Here is a 16,099-nt window from a genome sequence, read left to right on the forward strand (position 1 = left end):
CAGCATTCCTTTTCGTCGAATAGAGTAGTATCTCTACTATACCATTTTCACGAAGCAGATGGGGAATCTACGAAGGAACAGATCATACCAATGCGATAAAGATATCAATTTCATTGTCCTGACTGTTAGGCTTGTAACGGTCATCCCATTTCTCAAAATCATAGGAGCGCGCTGCATTGCCTGTCTCACGCATCCATTCGCCATATAAGAACTCATACGTCCGACATAATTCGGATTCGAGACCATAGTGTGTGCAAGTCACATACTTACTCTCAGGGATGTTATGGCTTATCATTTGCGGAGGAATCGTTCCCAGACTCGCCACTTCATATCCAAAAATTTGAATAAACCGATCCTTGATCGGATCAAAGTCGGATTTCTCGGGATAGATCTGTACCATAAGCACATCATCATTGTTGCGATAGTGAATTTCATCTTTCTGTGTCACTAGCTTTTGATAGGTACGCCTGCCAAGACCCGATTCAAACTCCTCTATCGTGGCCTCAATTTGATATCCTACAAGTTGCATGGCCTGTAGTGTAACCACTGTAGCTTGCATTGCATCCCCTCCAGTTGCGATTCTATTGCCAGTTGACATGCAGCGAATCTTCAATCATAAAAGCTGTATCATTCCTTCACTCGCTCTATTTGGCTTTACTGGGCAGGAGAATATCTCATCACTATAAATTCAGTGTCCTGCTCTCCTATTTTACTTGTGAACGAGATTCCTCTAACAAACCCAGTACGCTCATACACCTTAATCGCTCTTTCGTTAAAGGCAGCGACAACCAATTGAATCTTCTCTCCTCGATTCAGTTTTCGAATGTAGTCCATAACCTGAGCTAGGAACTCCACCCCTTTTCCCTCTCCTGTATAGTCGGGTCGAAGTCCGAGTCCGATATCAATTGCTTGCTCATCTTCATAGATACCAGCCGCATAGCCTCCCGGAACACGGGCAGAGTTGCCAATACAGATGTAGCCGATTAGTTCATTCTCGTCATCGACGGTATAATAGAATTCTTCTTCTAGCATCTCATTGATGGACTCGTCATCCCCATCCATACTGTACAAGGAATAGATACCCTCATATTTCCACGTACAAATGATAGCTGCCTGCTCCTTCGTCATCGGGTGGAAATGATAAGTTGTCATGTTGAATCAATCCTCTCTCTTAGCCAATTTATTTTCCCATTCATACGCCAGCTCATTTCGTCATGTACCAAGTTGCGTAGGAATCGGTATGCATATCAATTCAATATCAACGATGAAACTCTATCATGAATGGCCCCTCCTGATTCAAGCAGAGATCAATCTGTTCTCGAAACCCTGGCCAAGTGATCTTGCTTCGCGCTTCCTCTACAGAATAGTAACCGACCTCGTCACTTTCCTCGGTCGTTTGGAGGGTTCCTCCAATAGGATTAGCGAGAAACAGCGCTGTGCACACGGAATCCCTTACATGTTGAAATAGTCCACAGTACTTGATGATCTCTATGTCGATGCCTGTTTCTTCCCTAGCTTCGCGAACGGCTGCAGCTGTAATAGATTCCCCTTCTTCCACCCGTCCAGCTGGAATCTCCCATCCCCGCTTCGCACCACGAATGAGCAAAATGTCATGATTGCTGTTCCTTACAATCACGGCTGCAACAAGTGTATGCCTAGGTGATGCATTCATCTGTGAATCGCTCCTTTCCGCTCTGTTCCACCATATAGAGCTGCTGTGTTTTGCAATCCCATCACCATTCTCTTCGCGGACTCATTTGTCCTTTCATTCGATCCCGTCTTCCTTTTCCTGAATGTACAGATCCAATGCTCTGATTCCCCGCCGTGCTAGCTTAATAAAGAGAACAAGACAATAGATTGAGATGACAAATGCTCCTATGTAGAAGACAAAAGATAAAAAAGAAAAAAACATAGCTATACCCATACCAGATCACTCCTGTTTCATGATTAATACGTGAATATCAATCTTCAGACAGTCAGCCATGAATCGCTTCTTCCTCTTACCTTGTGAGATCGTAACAATAACGCATTTTATTTGCCAAAACATTCTCTCATGTACGATATCAGCGCTCTAAGTTAGATGCTTCCGATACCCTTCTACCTTCTCATCCTTGAAGCCGAGCCGTTCATAGAATTGATGCGCCTCTTTGCGCTGCTCGCCAGATACAAAGATGATGTAATAACAATCACGCTGCCGCGCCATGTTTTCAATTTCCTGCATTAGCTTCTTACCAACACCTTGCCTGCGAACCACTGGGGATACAATCACATTCTCAATTACCATGAATGGCTTACAATCTCCCACAAGATCATGACATATAATGCCCATCAAGGAACCTACTAACTGCTCCTCGTCGAATGCTCCTAGAATGATGTATTGTTCATTAAGCTGAATCGTTCGGTATACCTGCTCCAGCTTCGATTGGTTCGTCTGCTGCCCCATTAGCTCTTGATATAGCTGGCTTAATGCCAGCAAATCATTTTCCGTAATTGACCTTATTGTAATCATCGTTATCCTTCTTTCCTACCGATTCCCATATATTTTTTCAATGCGATCTCCTTACTGTCGTTGTAGCACACAATGATAATCACTGCTCACCGCATCTGTTCTCCGTCCTAGAAACCGCAACCCTTTCCTTCATGACATGAATATGTATGATATGCCCAGCCCATTCATCCGTACTGCTGAACCCGCATGAAACGATTACGTATCGCTGTCCGTTATTCATTGTGCCAATAGAAGGAGTACCGGGAATGCTGGACAAATCCTATCGCCTTGTAAAAGGGATGATCTGAAATGACATACGCTTTGTTCGCTCCTAATACACTGCAGCGCTTTAGCGCTTCTACTACAACCGCAGCACCAAGTCCCTTCCCCCTATAACTCGGGATAGTGACTACAGGTTCGACATACGCATAATCGGTTTGGGGACTATACCATAATCCGCAATAAGCCACAAATTCCCCGTCCTCATTAACCGCAGCAATATGCAAGGATGGGTTCATATGGGTTGCAGACAGCATCGCTTTCTGCTTCTGTATGGTTACTTCATCTATGGGAACTGGGCCATCGTGATCAAAGCCTTTCCACAGCACGGTTTCGTGCTTATATACGTCTGTTTCTGCATCCAAACTTTTGAGTGTAATGCCCGCCGGGAGCACGGAATGATAGTCGATATTTGCGTTGTTATCCCTCACTTATGCTGCTGTAGTTTCTATGATGAAATGCTAGAAATTTGCATCCGTATATGGATTGTAACCTCATTCCTAGCTGGTGGGAGATAATAAACAGACCAAAAACGATTTTTACATATTTTCATTCCATTCGTGCGAACCAATTTTCATTTGCTTTCTTAACTTGCCATCATCCACACTGCTCTACTTGGTAGAGTTTAACGTGCAGTTACTCTCCACAATCTCTGAACGCCTATACACTCATCTTTCTCATTCAATTCCATTCTGTAAATGTCGGGTTTGGAAGTCTGGAACAGAAAATCTACATCATATTGACTATCGAAGCAGCTCATCATTAATGTCATGATAGCTCCATGCGTGCCAATCGCAATCTTTTTGCCTCTATTGGTATGTACGATTTGTTGTAATACGCGCATAGCCCGCTCCTGACAAACCGCAATCGTTTCTCCTCCAGGTAGCGAATAAGCGGCATCCGCAAACATCCTTCTGACCACAGGATACAGCTCATCGTTCGCTACAATGCGATCACCGGGGACAAACACCATTTCTCTCAAATCTTCAAAGACGTGAATCTCTTTCCCTTGGGACTTCGCCAGACCTTCCAAAGTGAGGACTGCTCTCGAATATGGACTAGATACGAACGTATCTATCCCCTCTTCTTGTAGGATATCCGCGACAATACGAGCATCTTCCTTGCCTTTCTCCGTCAAGCCACGCGTTCTTTCATTTCCTTCCGTCTTAGGCGATTCACCATGACGAACCATATATATGGTTGTAATTACTTCCTCCATAACTCCTCCAGTCGGTCATAAATGAAAATCAGCTTTCTCTTGTTTGCAAGCATCTATGGATATCAACTCAACCTCAACATTTCTCCAATATCTGATCGTTATTACTGAACCTCGTATGTATCCTAATTTGATGCAGCTCCAAATTCACTTCATAGGTTACAATCTCATAGTCGTGAACAGAAGTCATCCGTATTATCCCTGCTCCATACCTTCACATCACAATACACACTACACCAGCAAAAATAAGAACGGCTCCCCATATTTTCTGCAATTGAAATCGTTCCTTCAAGAGATAAATGCCAAGGAAGGAGCCGATAACAATACTGGTTTCTCGCACTGGCGCAACATAACTAACGGGAATTTCCGTTAGAACGATCAATACGAGAATATATGATAATCCAGCTAATCCCCCTGCAATCGCCATACTGCCCCAGTATTTTTTCCAATGTGTACGAACTCTTTCCCACCCTCTCACTTGCAGACTCCCTAGTAAGAGCACCTGCCCCATATTTTCGATTACATTTAAGGATACCGGGTGTACGATAGAGACCGCCAGCTTATCGAATAAGGTGTAACCAGCAATGGAAAGGCCGACTAATAGCGGATAGGGCGAAGTGAACATGGAACGAATCGACTGTCCCCCGCGGCCAAGACCAGTGTACAACACATAGATCCCTGTAAAAATAAGTACACTTCCTACAATACTCATCCATGTAAAAGGTTCTTTGAGCAGCGTAACCCCAACTGCCACAACGATTAGCGGGCCTAGCCCCCTAGCTATAGGATATGTTAAGGTAAAGTCATTCTTCTCATATGCCTTAGAGAGGATAAGGGCATAGAAGCTATGGAGCAAAATACTACCGAGCCCCATAAGTACCCATTCCCAAGTTATGTGTTCGTCCTTAGGCCACAGCACTATACTAACGGGTAGAAATAAGATGACAGACCATACCCGTAGCGACCACAGAAATATCGTTTTGTCCTCACTTTGCTTCAACATGATGTTCCAGAATGCATGCGATAATGAAGCAATAATCACCAGCAGCAACCAGTAATTTCCCATTTGAACCTCCACATGTTCGCTCAATCCGCTATTCCTTCTCATTCATGCTGAATACAGCTGCCATCATACGCTTGCATCACACAGGGGTGCTAACGGTTCAACGACCTTGCTAGGCGGAATCCAAGATCCTCGATACGGAATGTGGGATGGCTGCGCCGACGGCAGGTTGCTCCGCATCCTCTTGCTTCTTCAGCCCAGCTCCCCCCGCGAAAGACTCTATAAGAGCCGTACACCTGCTCATCATAAATATCCCAGCACCATTCCCATACATTGCCGAGCATATCGTACAATCCCCATGCATTCGGCTCCTTGTTCCCAACCTCATGGAGCATGCCTTGTGAATTATCATTGTACCAAGCAATCTGATCCAGCTCGCCATACTGGTAGCTAGAATTCCCTGCTTTACATGCATATTGCCACTCTGCTTCGGTCGGTAAGCGATAGCCGTCTGCCTCCACATTCCATTGAACCGTCTCCCCATCGCTCCCTATCGAGTAGCATGGCGTCAATCCGGATCTTTGTGATAGTAGATTACAAAAGACAACAGCGTCCTTCCACGAAATATTCACTACGGGCATGTGATGAGAATGTGAAGAATTAGCAGCGGTATCCGATTCTCCTACAACCGCCTCATATAACCCGTTCGTAACCGGATAAGCTCCAAGAAGAAAGGGTGGAATGGTTGCTTTCCATTGAAGCTTTTTGCGATCATCTCGCAAATCTTCCTCTCCGCCTAGAATTTGCACCATCGAATAAAGTTTGGACATATCTCTCACCTCAATGTTCGATCTAATATATCAACATACGTTTACGTTTCTACATCTGTTCGCTAGAATGGATGTAAGCAATGTAATCAGTCAATACCCCTTCGTGTCCCAACAGTCTTAGCATAGTAGAAATGTTGCCTCTATGGTAAGAACCGTGATTCACGATTTGGTACACGATGTCGGAAACCGTGTTGTGAACCTCTACTCCCCTCCGTGTTCGGTAGGTCATGATCTTCTCTGGATCAGGAATCGAACCTACATATGCACGCATTTGAGTGTATAAGTTATTCGTGTAATCAATTGCTTCCTGAGTTCACATGTTCCCCGCCATTCCAAGCGTACTCTCTGCTTCGTCATATAGCCAACAAGAACCAACACAACTTATACATCAACTTGCAGGCAAAGCGTTGATATCTTCTTCCGTTCTCCATTTTTACCGTTACTGTGCCATCAGAGATCTCGTCGATAACTTTATCCCAGAATCTCTGCGCGGGAACGTTATTCTCTAATTGATGCAGTTCCCACTCGCCGCCATATTGCTTAAATATATGCTCCGCTGCAATCCGACCTACTCCCGTACGTCTAAATTTACGCATAACAAACAAATGTGCAAAATCATAGTAGTGCCTTTGCTCAGCTCTTACCCTGATCAATAGAAATCCCGCTGCTTCACCATTTATCGTAATGAGGTAAGGATGATGCCTTATGGGATCATCCCAATACTTATCGATGTCCGGCATTGGACGATACGTACCGTCTTCTTGAATGGCCGCACCAGTATATTCTGTAAAATCATAAATATAGAACTGGATTAGCTGTTTTATTCGCTGCTTTTCGGCTTGGGTGGCTCTAGTCACAACAGCCTGATTCATATCACCACTCCCTCTCACTCCGAACTGATATGTCTCACTACCTAGAATTTTCAATCCTCCGCCTCAACTATCCTGAGCTGTAGTCACTCAATTTTCCAACCGAAATGGGCGGGACTTTATGATTTCTGTTCCATCTGCAGCCTTAATCTGCAGCACAATTTCTCGGGCCTCAGCAATTCGAACGGGATTGATCATGGAAACAAACAGATTCCCTTTTCCATTCGACTTAAATATCGTTTCATTTTCGATGGTTCCTAGCCGTATCACTACATTTTCTTTCGGGCCAAACATTACCCCTTTCCCATTGGCATCTGCTACCGATATGTTATATCCCTTCCCTGCCTGAAGTCCTCTAGCCGACACAACAAAATCTACGGTAGATGCATTGTAAACAACGGTAACTCTGCCATTCTTCTTTTCCTGAAATGGAACGTCTGCTGTATCGCCTTGCTGAACAATAAAGAGCTGATCATATTTCAGAAAGGTGCATGAGGTAATTACGAGGAACATAGCCGCAACAAAGATGATTTTTATCGTGCGCATTCTTCCCCTCCTCTCATCAACGAATATCCTTGTCTCTATTATATTTACCTTGCCAATATTCGCCAACAGCGTACCGTTATGAGCATACTTGCTGCGGGAGACCAATCGCTTCCACGACCTCGATCTCCTGTCAAAAATAAGAGATATACGCATGCGGCAATAAAAAAACAAGGGCGAGCTCAGAGGGTACATACCCCTTAAACTCGACCTTGTTCTATTCCAGAAATCATCCCACAAGAGTAATAAAAACTACTGATGTGGCACTTGCAATTTGTTTAACCAATTTGGATAATATTTACATTTGCAGAGACAAACTTAATCTCCTGTATATTCATATTCATAAGCTGCAGTTTATTAGTTCCTGGCCCTGTATTGAATACGGCGCTCCCCGCTCCACCTGATCGGGATACTCCGTCCGCTAATGATGGGGCGACCGATAAGCTCTGATCCAATGGAATCCCGTTCAATGTCAACTGAACAAGGACAGACAAGTTAGCCATTAATGGACTCTCGATGAAGCTATAGGATGCAAAATAGGTTGCATTCGGAGCCAAATCAATCACTGTCCGATTGTTCGTAGAGAACGTTATGCCGCTGCCATTCGTCACCTTCGCCGCTAAGAAGGGAACCGGTGAAACCGGCCCTACATTTTCATAGCCATAGCTAAAAATTGCAGCGTTATTCCTTGTCACCCCAGCAGATGCAAAATTGTCGATTTCCGTCACACGTACGTTAACGCCGCTGAAATTCGATCCAGAAGCTTCAACTGGTGAAAAGCCGATCAGCTGCAAAATACTCGGATTCGGACTGGAGGGAGTATTGAATATCGCTCCTCCGGTCGCATTCGCAGTAGGCGTATTCTGTCCAAATGGAATTGTGGTAGGAAAAGAGAAGCTTTGCGACCCCGGTATTAGCTTTCCGTTCAATCTAAGCTCTGTAGCGATGATGTGGTTGCTCGATGCCGTGGTAAAATCAGCATTATATTCGACTAAATACGCTTTACTCGCATCAAGAAGAATGTTTGTCATTCCTTGCAGCCGTATGGAGGTACCGTTCTGGACAATGACTGATAACATCGCAGGGGCGCCATTGACCGGAATCGATCCACAGCCGGCCGAACAACCGAAATTCGCACTGCTTCCCATCTCTATTCGCCCCCAGCTGCTATTGTAGCTTAATGATCGTAATCGACGTCTGGTCGAAGGTTCTATCATTGGGTTCAAGATTAACTAAAGTCAGAATACTTGAACTAGCTCCTGTATTAATGATCGTATTCGATAATAATGACGTAATGGCTTGAGAAGCTCCTGGCAAGGACTGCATCTGTGAATCTGTTCCCGGAATCGTTGTTCCATCCAATTGCAGAGCAACATGTGCGGTAATGTTACCCGCTGTGAGCAGCTCTGCCTTCGTCCGGTAGGCGATATAATAGGTTTGATTCGGTGCCAACACGATATCCGTCGAGGCAGGAGTATGCGTAATGGAGGTGCCGTTCAACGTGAAATTCTCCTCGAACGGAATTGCGCTGCCAGACGTAACCAGAATAGAACCAGGAGAACGGATGAATGCGTTGTTCGCCGTGATCTGAACTCCGGTTGCTCCGGTCGCTCCGGCTGCTCCAGTTGCTCCGGTTGCCCCGGTACTTCCGGTTGCTCCGGTCGCCCCGGTAGCTCCGGTTGCTCCCGTCACACTAGCCCCAGTCGCTCCGGTTGGCCCAGTAACACAAGGGCATACTCCAGTTGGCCCAGTGGCTCCGGTCGCTCCAATCGGGCCTGTACCGCCAGTTGGGCCTGTACTACCTGTGATACCTACGGCACCTTGTGCGCCAGTTGCTCCGGTTGCTCCGGTTGGCCCCGTTGAGCCTGTGCTGCCAGGAAGTCCAGTTGCTCCGGTTACCCCAGTAGAACCAGCTGCTCCTGCAGCGCCTCCCGCCCCCGTACTGCCAGTAGCTCCTGTTGAGCCCGTCGAGCCAGCAATGCCAGCTGCACCTGTATCGCCCGTTGAGCCCGCCGCTCCGGGCACCCCAATTGACCCAGTAGGGCCAGTAGCTCCTGTTGCGCCAGTTGCCCCCGTTGAGCCCGCTGCTCCGGTTGCTCCGGTTGGCCCTCTTGTACCGACTGGTATCTGCAGCACCTCTTCCAGCTTGTTATTAAGCACGAATTCGAGCTTAATCGCTTCTCGCAACGTATTCACGATACTGTCGTTTACTGCCAGTACATCACTCACTGTAGCAGTCGTAGTTAATCCCGGCAGCGTTCCTAGCGTGAATTGGAGCTTTTCTGCCTCCGCATTAACAATGTGGCTTAGTCCTAACTCCTCTAACGCTATTGAGGCTAACAGCAAATTCACCGCTTCGTTCGTCGACACAGAAATATTCGGCGTAATATTAGGGATATTGGCTTGCGACACGATTTCTCACTCCCTTGCTGACATCATCAGATTGCTAATTTAGCGCAATAATGCTTATATTTACGTTTCGATTGCTGTTGGAGCGTGAGAACAGCATGATGCTGGACGGTGCTCCGGATGGTGCATTCACGATGACACTTCCCTTTAACGTTGCGAAATCCCCCGCAACGGTACTCATAAATATCGTTAGGATGCTTTCCCCATTAAAAGTCAGAATCACATCGAGTCCTCCTGAAGGGTTGCTCGCATCAATATCAACTTGTGCCACGATATAGTACGTATGATCGGGTTGAAGCAATATCGTGCTCGAACCCGGAGTGAACGATATTAAGCTCCCGCTCAGCAATCTTGCCGTAGCGAACTCCAAAAATCCCGCCGGACCTGCAGGTCCAGGTGTAATGATACTCGCGAAATTCGCCGTAGCGAGCGCCATCGCCCCTGTTACCCCCGCTGCCCCTGTCGCTCCGGTGGCTCCAGTGGATCCCACTGCTCCGGTCACACCCGTTGCTCCCGTTGCTCCTGTTGGCCCCGGTATTCCCGTTGCCCCTGTCGCTCCCGTTGGGCAGCCAGTAGGGCAGATACCTGTAGGTCCCACAGGGCCGGCGTTGCCTGTTATACCGGTAGGGCCAGTAGGACCGACCGGACCTGCAGCTCCTGTATTACCAGTGAGCCCGATTGATCCGGCTAGACCAGTAGAGCCAGTTGCACCTGTCACGCCTGTAGTGCCGGTTGCTCCGATCGAGCCCGTTGCTCCGGTCGCTCCCGTCGAGCCTGTTGGCCCAGTAGCACCTATCGTGCCTGTTGCTCCGGTTACACCAGAAGAACCGGTTGCTCCGGTTGCTCCAGTCGCACCGACAGGCCCTGTGATGCCAGTAAGCCCAGTTGCTCCAGATGGACCTGTAACCCCAGTTGCACCAGTCGGTCCATTAACCCCTGTGGGTCCTATGGATCCCGTAGCACCAGAGCTTAGCAAGGGAACAAGACCCTCTACAATTCTATCGAGTTTCATCTGTGATACAATTTCCTGCTGCACGACCACTTTCAATGTATCTAGTGTACTGCTGTTCAGCGCTAGCAATTCTGGAATTGTAGGCACTGTGGTCAAGCCTGGAATTGTTCCCAATGCAAATTGAATTTTCTCGCCTTCAGCGTTAAGAATATGACTTAGCCCTAATTCCTCCAATGCGATCGAAGAGAGCAATAGAGGAATTATTTGATCCCTGGAAATCGAAATAGTAGGTGTAATATTGGGTATGTTTGCTTGCGACATTTCACTCACCCCTTATGAAGTGCCATAATAAGAGACCTAGCATCATAGCTGATGTGCTCGCCATATGGGAAAATACTGAGCCTCATCTTATAAATCACAATATAGCAATTACCGATATCGACACATTCGTAAAATCCGTTGCCACACCTGACGTATTGATAAGCTCTAACGTACCTGGAGTCCCCCCGGTTTGAATGATCGTGTGTGAGGACAGCTCTACGATTACACCTGCAACGGTATCGTAACTTGCAGTCGTGACGATGACATTAATTCCATTGAATTGCAGAGTCGCGGATGCGGTCGTTCCGGCAGTCGTAGCCTGCGTCTCATAATCAACGAAGTACGTATGATTTGGAGCAAGTACGATTGTGGATGTCAAAGGCACATGTGTGATTAATGTACCATTTACAGTTAAATTCGTTTCTAATATAAGCGGAGCGCCGTCCGCTACCGTTTGTGTTCCGACAGTGACAAAGTCAGCGTTGTTCACCGTAATCAAGCCTCCGGTGGCTCCAGCTACTCCGGTGGCTCCGGTGCTTCCAGTCGTACCAACTGCTCCAGTCACACCTGCCGCTCCCGTTGCTCCTGTAGCGCCAACCCCATTAGGACCTGTCGCTCCGGTCGGCCCTGGTGGACAATCCGGACACGGCCCGGTAATTCCCGTTGCTCCTGTTACTCCGGCGACTCCCGTTGCTCCTGTTGCACCCGTATCGCCCGTTGCTCCAGTCAGCCCGGTTGGCCCGGTCGTTCCCGTTGCTCCAGCTGCACCAGTCGCTCCGATGGCCCCTGTTGGGCCAGTCTCGCCAGTTGATCCAGCCGTACCCGTAGCCCCGGTGGCTCCAGTTCCACCTGTTAACCCGGTTGCCCCTGTCAATCCGGTCAGCCCAGTCGCCCCTGTCGGGCCCAATGCCCCCGCTGAACCAGTCTCGCCTGTTGCCCCCGTGCTTCCAGCGGCTCCGGTGCTTCCAGTAGCTCCAGTTGGCGATAAGCCGGTAGGCCCTGTTGGGCCAGTAGCCCCCGTCGCCCCCATTTGCGGAGCAGCTGCCGCATTCAGTACCTGCTCCAATTTGTCCTCAATAATCAATTCCTTTTGAATCGTCGCAGCCAACACGTTGCGAACGCTGGCATTGGTTTGCAATACATCGCTAATAGTTGCAGGAGCTTCTAACCCAGGAAGCGTCCCAAGGACATATTGAATTTTCTCTGCCTCCGCGTTCACTAGATGACTAAGCGAGAGCTCTTCCATAGCCATTGAAATAAGCAATAAATTGATTGCATCGTCTCTAGTAATACTTATTTGGGGTGTAATGTTCGGTATATTGGGATTTGACATCCAGCTTCCCTCCCTCAGGAAAGTAGTTCCTGATAGATTGTGAAAACGTACCATGTAATAGGAATCTACTACCTAGCGATTGAACAATCTCGCTATCGCTCCTTTTATTTTATGTAAATCAATGTTTATTGCGTGGGACAAAATAGAACAAAAAAAATCGATTCTCACGAATCGATTAAAAAATAAGAGTTTGCCATGGAATCGCCATGCACAAAATATATAGATAAAATTGTTTCATCTAGCCTCGCTCTCGATACTCCTCTTCAGTCAGCCCAACTTAGAGCCGGTCATGATACTTGCCATTCATGTAAACGGAGTTACCAGTCACGATTTTCTTGCCTTAACTACATAATGAAAATTGATTGCTCTTAATCCTTTGTCAGTTGCATGCTCTGCAAATACCTGTTCAACGCCCCGAAGACAAGTTGACCAGACATATTCACGAACTTCCTTCCTCTGCCCAAAGCACTTCTTTATGAGCACATCTTCTGGCCTTGTCAAATACTCTACTTCCTCAACCAGTTGAACCTGAAAATCGGCCAATCCGGCTGATCGCTGAAACTGATATCTCGTGACCAAATCATCCAAATCGTAAGGATCATAAGATAGCAGGGTAAACAATCCAGGGAGCAGGCTTCTAAGCCCACCATCTGTCCCTCCATGATATAAACCCATCATCATCCCATTCGGCTTTAGAATTCGAGATGCCTCCTCGTATAACCACGGCCCCTTCTTCGTATAAACGAGGTCGAACGTGTTGTCTGCAAAGGGCAGCAATGCATCCTCCGCATTTACGAGCATGAAATGTACCGACTCACTTCCATTGAGCTGCTGCGCCTTTCGAATAAAATTCTCTCGATTATCTATTCCAACAGCTTCCCTCACTCTATGATTCCAACGTCTAGTAAATTCACCGTGCCCACATCCAACATCTAATATCCGTGAATCACTAGTGAGATGCGACATTATCTCCTTTTCATAAATCATTTCCGCCGTTGGTTCTTCAAAGGTAGATTTCCACGGATACTGGTATTCTCCTACGATATCATTCAGCTCTGCATACCACTCAGGGCTATGCGGTTGTATCCACTCAGGATGCAGCGATGGATCGGGAAACATTACAGTTCTATTCATGATTACACCTTCAGCCTTTCTCGCTCATCACATCAATCAAGAGCGTTGGTTCGAATATGATTTCTTCTATTTCGCCATCTTGGTCCTCTTTGACTGCTGTAAGCCCAACAGGTCGATATGCCCCTGTATCGATAATCAACGTGCTGCTTATGCGATCAAATTCCGCTTTCCCTAACTTGCAAGGCGTGTGTCCGATAATTTGCAATTTACCAATATTCTTGAGTTTCCCTCGATTCCACAACACGCTGTCTGGATGAGAACCATGCACATCACCAACAACCAACAGTTCCATATTCGTCCTCCATGAAGTGGCAACACTCACTGGCCATCGATACCCATTATATTCCTATAGAACATGTTCGATCCTCACTCTCATTTTCCTCTATCAAATAGAAAACGTACCCCGATAACCCGATAGTACGGTTACTTGGATACGTTTCATCTTCTTGCATCATGTGCACTTATATATTCTGTGTTTTTCTTAACACGGTAATATGGGCAATATGATGATTGCCATGCCAAGCGTACAATCCCACATTATAATCTAATCGAATTACTTCTTTGGAACCCGGGTGGTAAAACTGTTTTTGAAAATCAGCCTCAGATAACGATCGCAATAACACAACCCATCTCTGATGCAATGCTTCGAGCAACTGAATCGATAATTGGATATTTGTATGTACCGAGTCCGGCAGTTCAGCCCATCGTTCTTCATAATAGGGCTTAATCTCAGGTGTATCTTCCGTTAGAGCAAGCTTGAATCTGATAAAACTATTCATATGACTATCTGCAAGATGGTGTACAACTTGGCGTATTGTCCATCCACCTTCGCGATATTCCAGGTCTAACTGCTCTTCAGATAAGTCTCTTACGGCATCCTTCAGTCTGACAGGGAACTCTTCAATCTCGTTGATCCAAAGATCGCGTTGCGAAGACGAAATCTCTCCGGTGTGCTCAAATCTACCAATGGGGTATCGCTTATCCAACTGATTCATCAGGGATCACTCCTATTTTTACTGCATATTACTCAAATCGTATGTGAACTTCAACAGCTTACGCCTTGGATGAATCCATAGCTGCTCTTAATGTAAAGTACATGAGATTGTCCTTCAATTTCTTCCCTTGATCAAATCCCATTTTCTTAAGCAGCCTCTGCGATTGAATATTATCTCCATAAATCTCGTAACTTCTGGGATGGAAAAGTGTCTAAATACGGCATCCGCATCTTCCATAGTTAATTCCCGCATCAGCAATCTTTCCGTTTCAAGTTCTGGGTATATCATCTATCATTCTCCTTTTCAACTGCCTACCGACATTCTTCTTCTGCTAAAATAGACACTTAGTACATTAAACTCGATATGCAGCATAAGAGGCAACAATATGGAGTGGGTATGATCAGCGATTATGCCGAAGAAAATACCCCCAAAGAATGCAAATAGCATAAATCGGATACTCATGCGTGACAACCTATAATATTGAAGGTGGCAGATGGCAAAAAGAAAGGCTGTTATCAGAACAGCAGGGGTAACCGATAACCCCATTATGGTTAGGGATGAGCTTGTGGGCAAGCTGCTGCTTAATAGCGGAAGCACTAAACCTCGAAATACCATCTCTTCAAGCAGAGGGTAAGTTAAACAAAAGTGAATGGTATCGTAAATCCCGATCGGACGATATCCTGACCTTTGAGCCAAGAAGACATTTACTATTGCAACAATGAAGAATAATGTCATCACTGGCATGACGCGTTCTGGTATTTTATAAATATACTGCTTCCCACACCATAGAGATATAACGGATACTACAATTACGGTCATTCCCCAAAAAATGATTGTTGATTTCTCGACATCAACTCGAGTTACTACTTTCAAAATGCTCTGAACGATTATGAAAGAGAACGTCAATAACAGAGATATGCCAATCGCCAATAACAATGCTCTTTACACCTTCCATCTAAGTTATGGTCACCATCCGATCGACATGAGGAACAATATTATTTCGCTTGCTATTTACAGCGGTTGCTAGTTTACTCATAACCTCCGTTTGCTGCCGGAAGCTGTTTATATTCATCTTTCGACTCCAGTATTTTTGAATGAGCCCCGTAAAGAGACACCAACGATGTGGTGTAGCAAGGCTGATACTACTTGTTAGTACGTTCTGCTTTCCGAATGATTGTTTTGATAAAATTTGTCTTTGCTTCAGAATAAGCAAACTTATTGGTAGAGTACTCCTTCACCAATCTTTCTTTCAGGAGTTGATACTCAATTCTTGCTTCTTCATTTGCATTTAAATAATCTCGAAGTGTTACTTGTTTATATAAATATTCACTTCCACTCTCATACATATGGATTTGATGTGTTCTTGGCTCACCTTTATTGAAGTAATGGCGATCAGGCAGTACATCCGTGCCTTTGTATGAATACCCCAGCTTCTCTAAACCCGGAACACAATGATTCCCTTCATCAAATGACGGTATCTCGATAGCTATATCTATGATCGGCTTGGCAGATAACCCTCGTACGGCAGTACTACCAATATGATGAATTGCCACGATGCTTTCACGGATTTCACGTCTTATTCTTCGCTCTTCTTCCATAAATTCAATCGTCCATTGTTCCGTCCAAGGAATGAGAGAGACTTGACCAGTTGGCAGTCCAAGCATGTATATCCTCCTTTGAAGTGGAGCGAATAGATAATGTCCTATGGGAATGCGCAGCACCTTGTG

21 protein-coding genes are annotated in these 16,099 nt (G+C 46.0%); all 21 read right to left on the reverse strand.

The window, feature by feature from the left end:
- Positions 1-82: 82 nt before the first annotated feature.
- The gene (locus BBG47_RS17225; protein WP_065292711.1) at positions 83-559 is read right to left on the reverse strand and encodes a GyrI-like domain-containing protein; all 477 of its coding nucleotides are present in this window, start codon (positions 557-559) and stop codon (positions 83-85) included.
- Between the two features lie 95 nt (positions 560-654).
- Positions 655-1,152, reverse strand: coding sequence for a GNAT family N-acetyltransferase (locus BBG47_RS17230; protein ID WP_065292712.1), 498 nt, complete (start codon positions 1,150-1,152; stop codon positions 655-657).
- Positions 1,153-1,258: 106 nt separating this feature from the next.
- Complete coding sequence (locus BBG47_RS17235) at positions 1,259-1,672, reverse strand: NUDIX hydrolase (RefSeq protein ID WP_065292713.1); 414 nt, start codon at positions 1,670-1,672, stop codon at positions 1,259-1,261.
- Positions 1,673-2,071: 399 nt separating this feature from the next.
- On the reverse strand, positions 2,072-2,509 hold the full coding sequence (locus BBG47_RS17240; protein WP_065292714.1) for a GNAT family N-acetyltransferase: 438 nt from the start codon (positions 2,507-2,509) through the stop codon (positions 2,072-2,074).
- A gap of 212 nt (positions 2,510-2,721) precedes the next feature.
- Positions 2,722-3,198, reverse strand: a complete 477-nt coding sequence (locus tag BBG47_RS17245) for a GNAT family N-acetyltransferase (RefSeq protein ID WP_083189388.1) — start codon at positions 3,196-3,198, stop codon at positions 2,722-2,724.
- Positions 3,199-3,392: 194 nt separating this feature from the next.
- Entirely contained in the window at positions 3,393-3,986 is a 594-nt protein-coding gene (locus BBG47_RS17250) for a histidine phosphatase family protein (RefSeq protein WP_065292716.1), read from the reverse strand.
- Between the two features lie 211 nt (positions 3,987-4,197).
- Positions 4,198-5,049: an SMR family transporter gene (locus BBG47_RS17255; RefSeq protein ID WP_065292717.1), complete on the reverse strand. Its 852-nt coding sequence runs from the start codon at positions 5,047-5,049 to the stop codon at positions 4,198-4,200.
- 89 nt (positions 5,050-5,138) lie between these two features.
- The gene (locus BBG47_RS17260) at positions 5,139-5,816 is read right to left on the reverse strand and encodes a formylglycine-generating enzyme family protein (protein ID WP_065292718.1); all 678 of its coding nucleotides are present in this window, start codon (positions 5,814-5,816) and stop codon (positions 5,139-5,141) included.
- Positions 5,817-5,865: 49 nt separating this feature from the next.
- Complete coding sequence (locus BBG47_RS29015; protein WP_083189391.1) at positions 5,866-6,087, reverse strand: DinB family protein; 222 nt, start codon at positions 6,085-6,087, stop codon at positions 5,866-5,868.
- Positions 6,088-6,169: 82 nt separating this feature from the next.
- Positions 6,170-6,688 (reverse strand): GNAT family N-acetyltransferase, encoded by a 519-nt coding sequence (locus BBG47_RS17265; RefSeq protein WP_065292743.1) that lies wholly within the window; start codon positions 6,686-6,688, stop codon positions 6,170-6,172.
- Positions 6,689-6,775: 87 nt separating this feature from the next.
- Positions 6,776-7,231: a hypothetical protein gene (locus tag BBG47_RS17270; protein WP_065292719.1), complete on the reverse strand. Its 456-nt coding sequence runs from the start codon at positions 7,229-7,231 to the stop codon at positions 6,776-6,778.
- A 275-nt stretch (positions 7,232-7,506) separates the two neighbouring features.
- Positions 7,507-8,376: a hypothetical protein gene (locus tag BBG47_RS17275; protein WP_065292720.1), complete on the reverse strand. Its 870-nt coding sequence runs from the start codon at positions 8,374-8,376 to the stop codon at positions 7,507-7,509.
- Positions 8,377-8,395: 19 nt separating this feature from the next.
- Complete coding sequence (locus BBG47_RS17280; protein WP_083189394.1) at positions 8,396-9,640, reverse strand: collagen-like triple helix repeat-containing protein; 1,245 nt, start codon at positions 9,638-9,640, stop codon at positions 8,396-8,398.
- 34 nt (positions 9,641-9,674) lie between these two features.
- Entirely contained in the window at positions 9,675-10,910 is a 1,236-nt protein-coding gene (locus BBG47_RS31090) for an alpha-helical endospore appendage domain-containing protein (RefSeq protein WP_083189396.1), read from the reverse strand.
- Between the two features lie 94 nt (positions 10,911-11,004).
- Entirely contained in the window at positions 11,005-12,243 is a 1,239-nt protein-coding gene (locus tag BBG47_RS17290; RefSeq protein WP_065292721.1) for a collagen-like triple helix repeat-containing protein, read from the reverse strand.
- A gap of 324 nt (positions 12,244-12,567) precedes the next feature.
- Positions 12,568-13,377, reverse strand: coding sequence for a class I SAM-dependent methyltransferase (locus BBG47_RS17295; RefSeq protein ID WP_065292722.1), 810 nt, complete (start codon positions 13,375-13,377; stop codon positions 12,568-12,570).
- A 10-nt stretch (positions 13,378-13,387) separates the two neighbouring features.
- Positions 13,388-13,669 (reverse strand): hypothetical protein, encoded by a 282-nt coding sequence (locus tag BBG47_RS17300; RefSeq protein WP_065292723.1) that lies wholly within the window; start codon positions 13,667-13,669, stop codon positions 13,388-13,390.
- Positions 13,670-13,838: 169 nt separating this feature from the next.
- Positions 13,839-14,372, reverse strand: a complete 534-nt coding sequence (locus BBG47_RS17305; RefSeq protein WP_094183177.1) for a YfiT family bacillithiol transferase — start codon at positions 14,370-14,372, stop codon at positions 13,839-13,841.
- Positions 14,373-14,486: 114 nt separating this feature from the next.
- Complete coding sequence (locus BBG47_RS29975) at positions 14,487-14,660, reverse strand: GNAT family N-acetyltransferase (protein WP_175400560.1); 174 nt, start codon at positions 14,658-14,660, stop codon at positions 14,487-14,489.
- Between the two features lie 15 nt (positions 14,661-14,675).
- Complete coding sequence (locus tag BBG47_RS31215) at positions 14,676-15,191, reverse strand: CPBP family glutamic-type intramembrane protease (RefSeq protein ID WP_139070717.1); 516 nt, start codon at positions 15,189-15,191, stop codon at positions 14,676-14,678.
- A 323-nt stretch (positions 15,192-15,514) separates the two neighbouring features.
- Positions 15,515-16,036 (reverse strand): GrpB family protein, encoded by a 522-nt coding sequence (locus BBG47_RS17315; RefSeq protein ID WP_065292724.1) that lies wholly within the window; start codon positions 16,034-16,036, stop codon positions 15,515-15,517.
- Positions 16,037-16,099: the final 63 nt, after the last annotated feature.

It is taken from the genome of Paenibacillus sp. KS1 (assembly GCF_001680695.1).
GTDB classification, from domain to species: Bacteria; Bacillota; Bacilli; order Paenibacillales; family Paenibacillaceae; genus Paenibacillus_B; species Paenibacillus_B suaedae.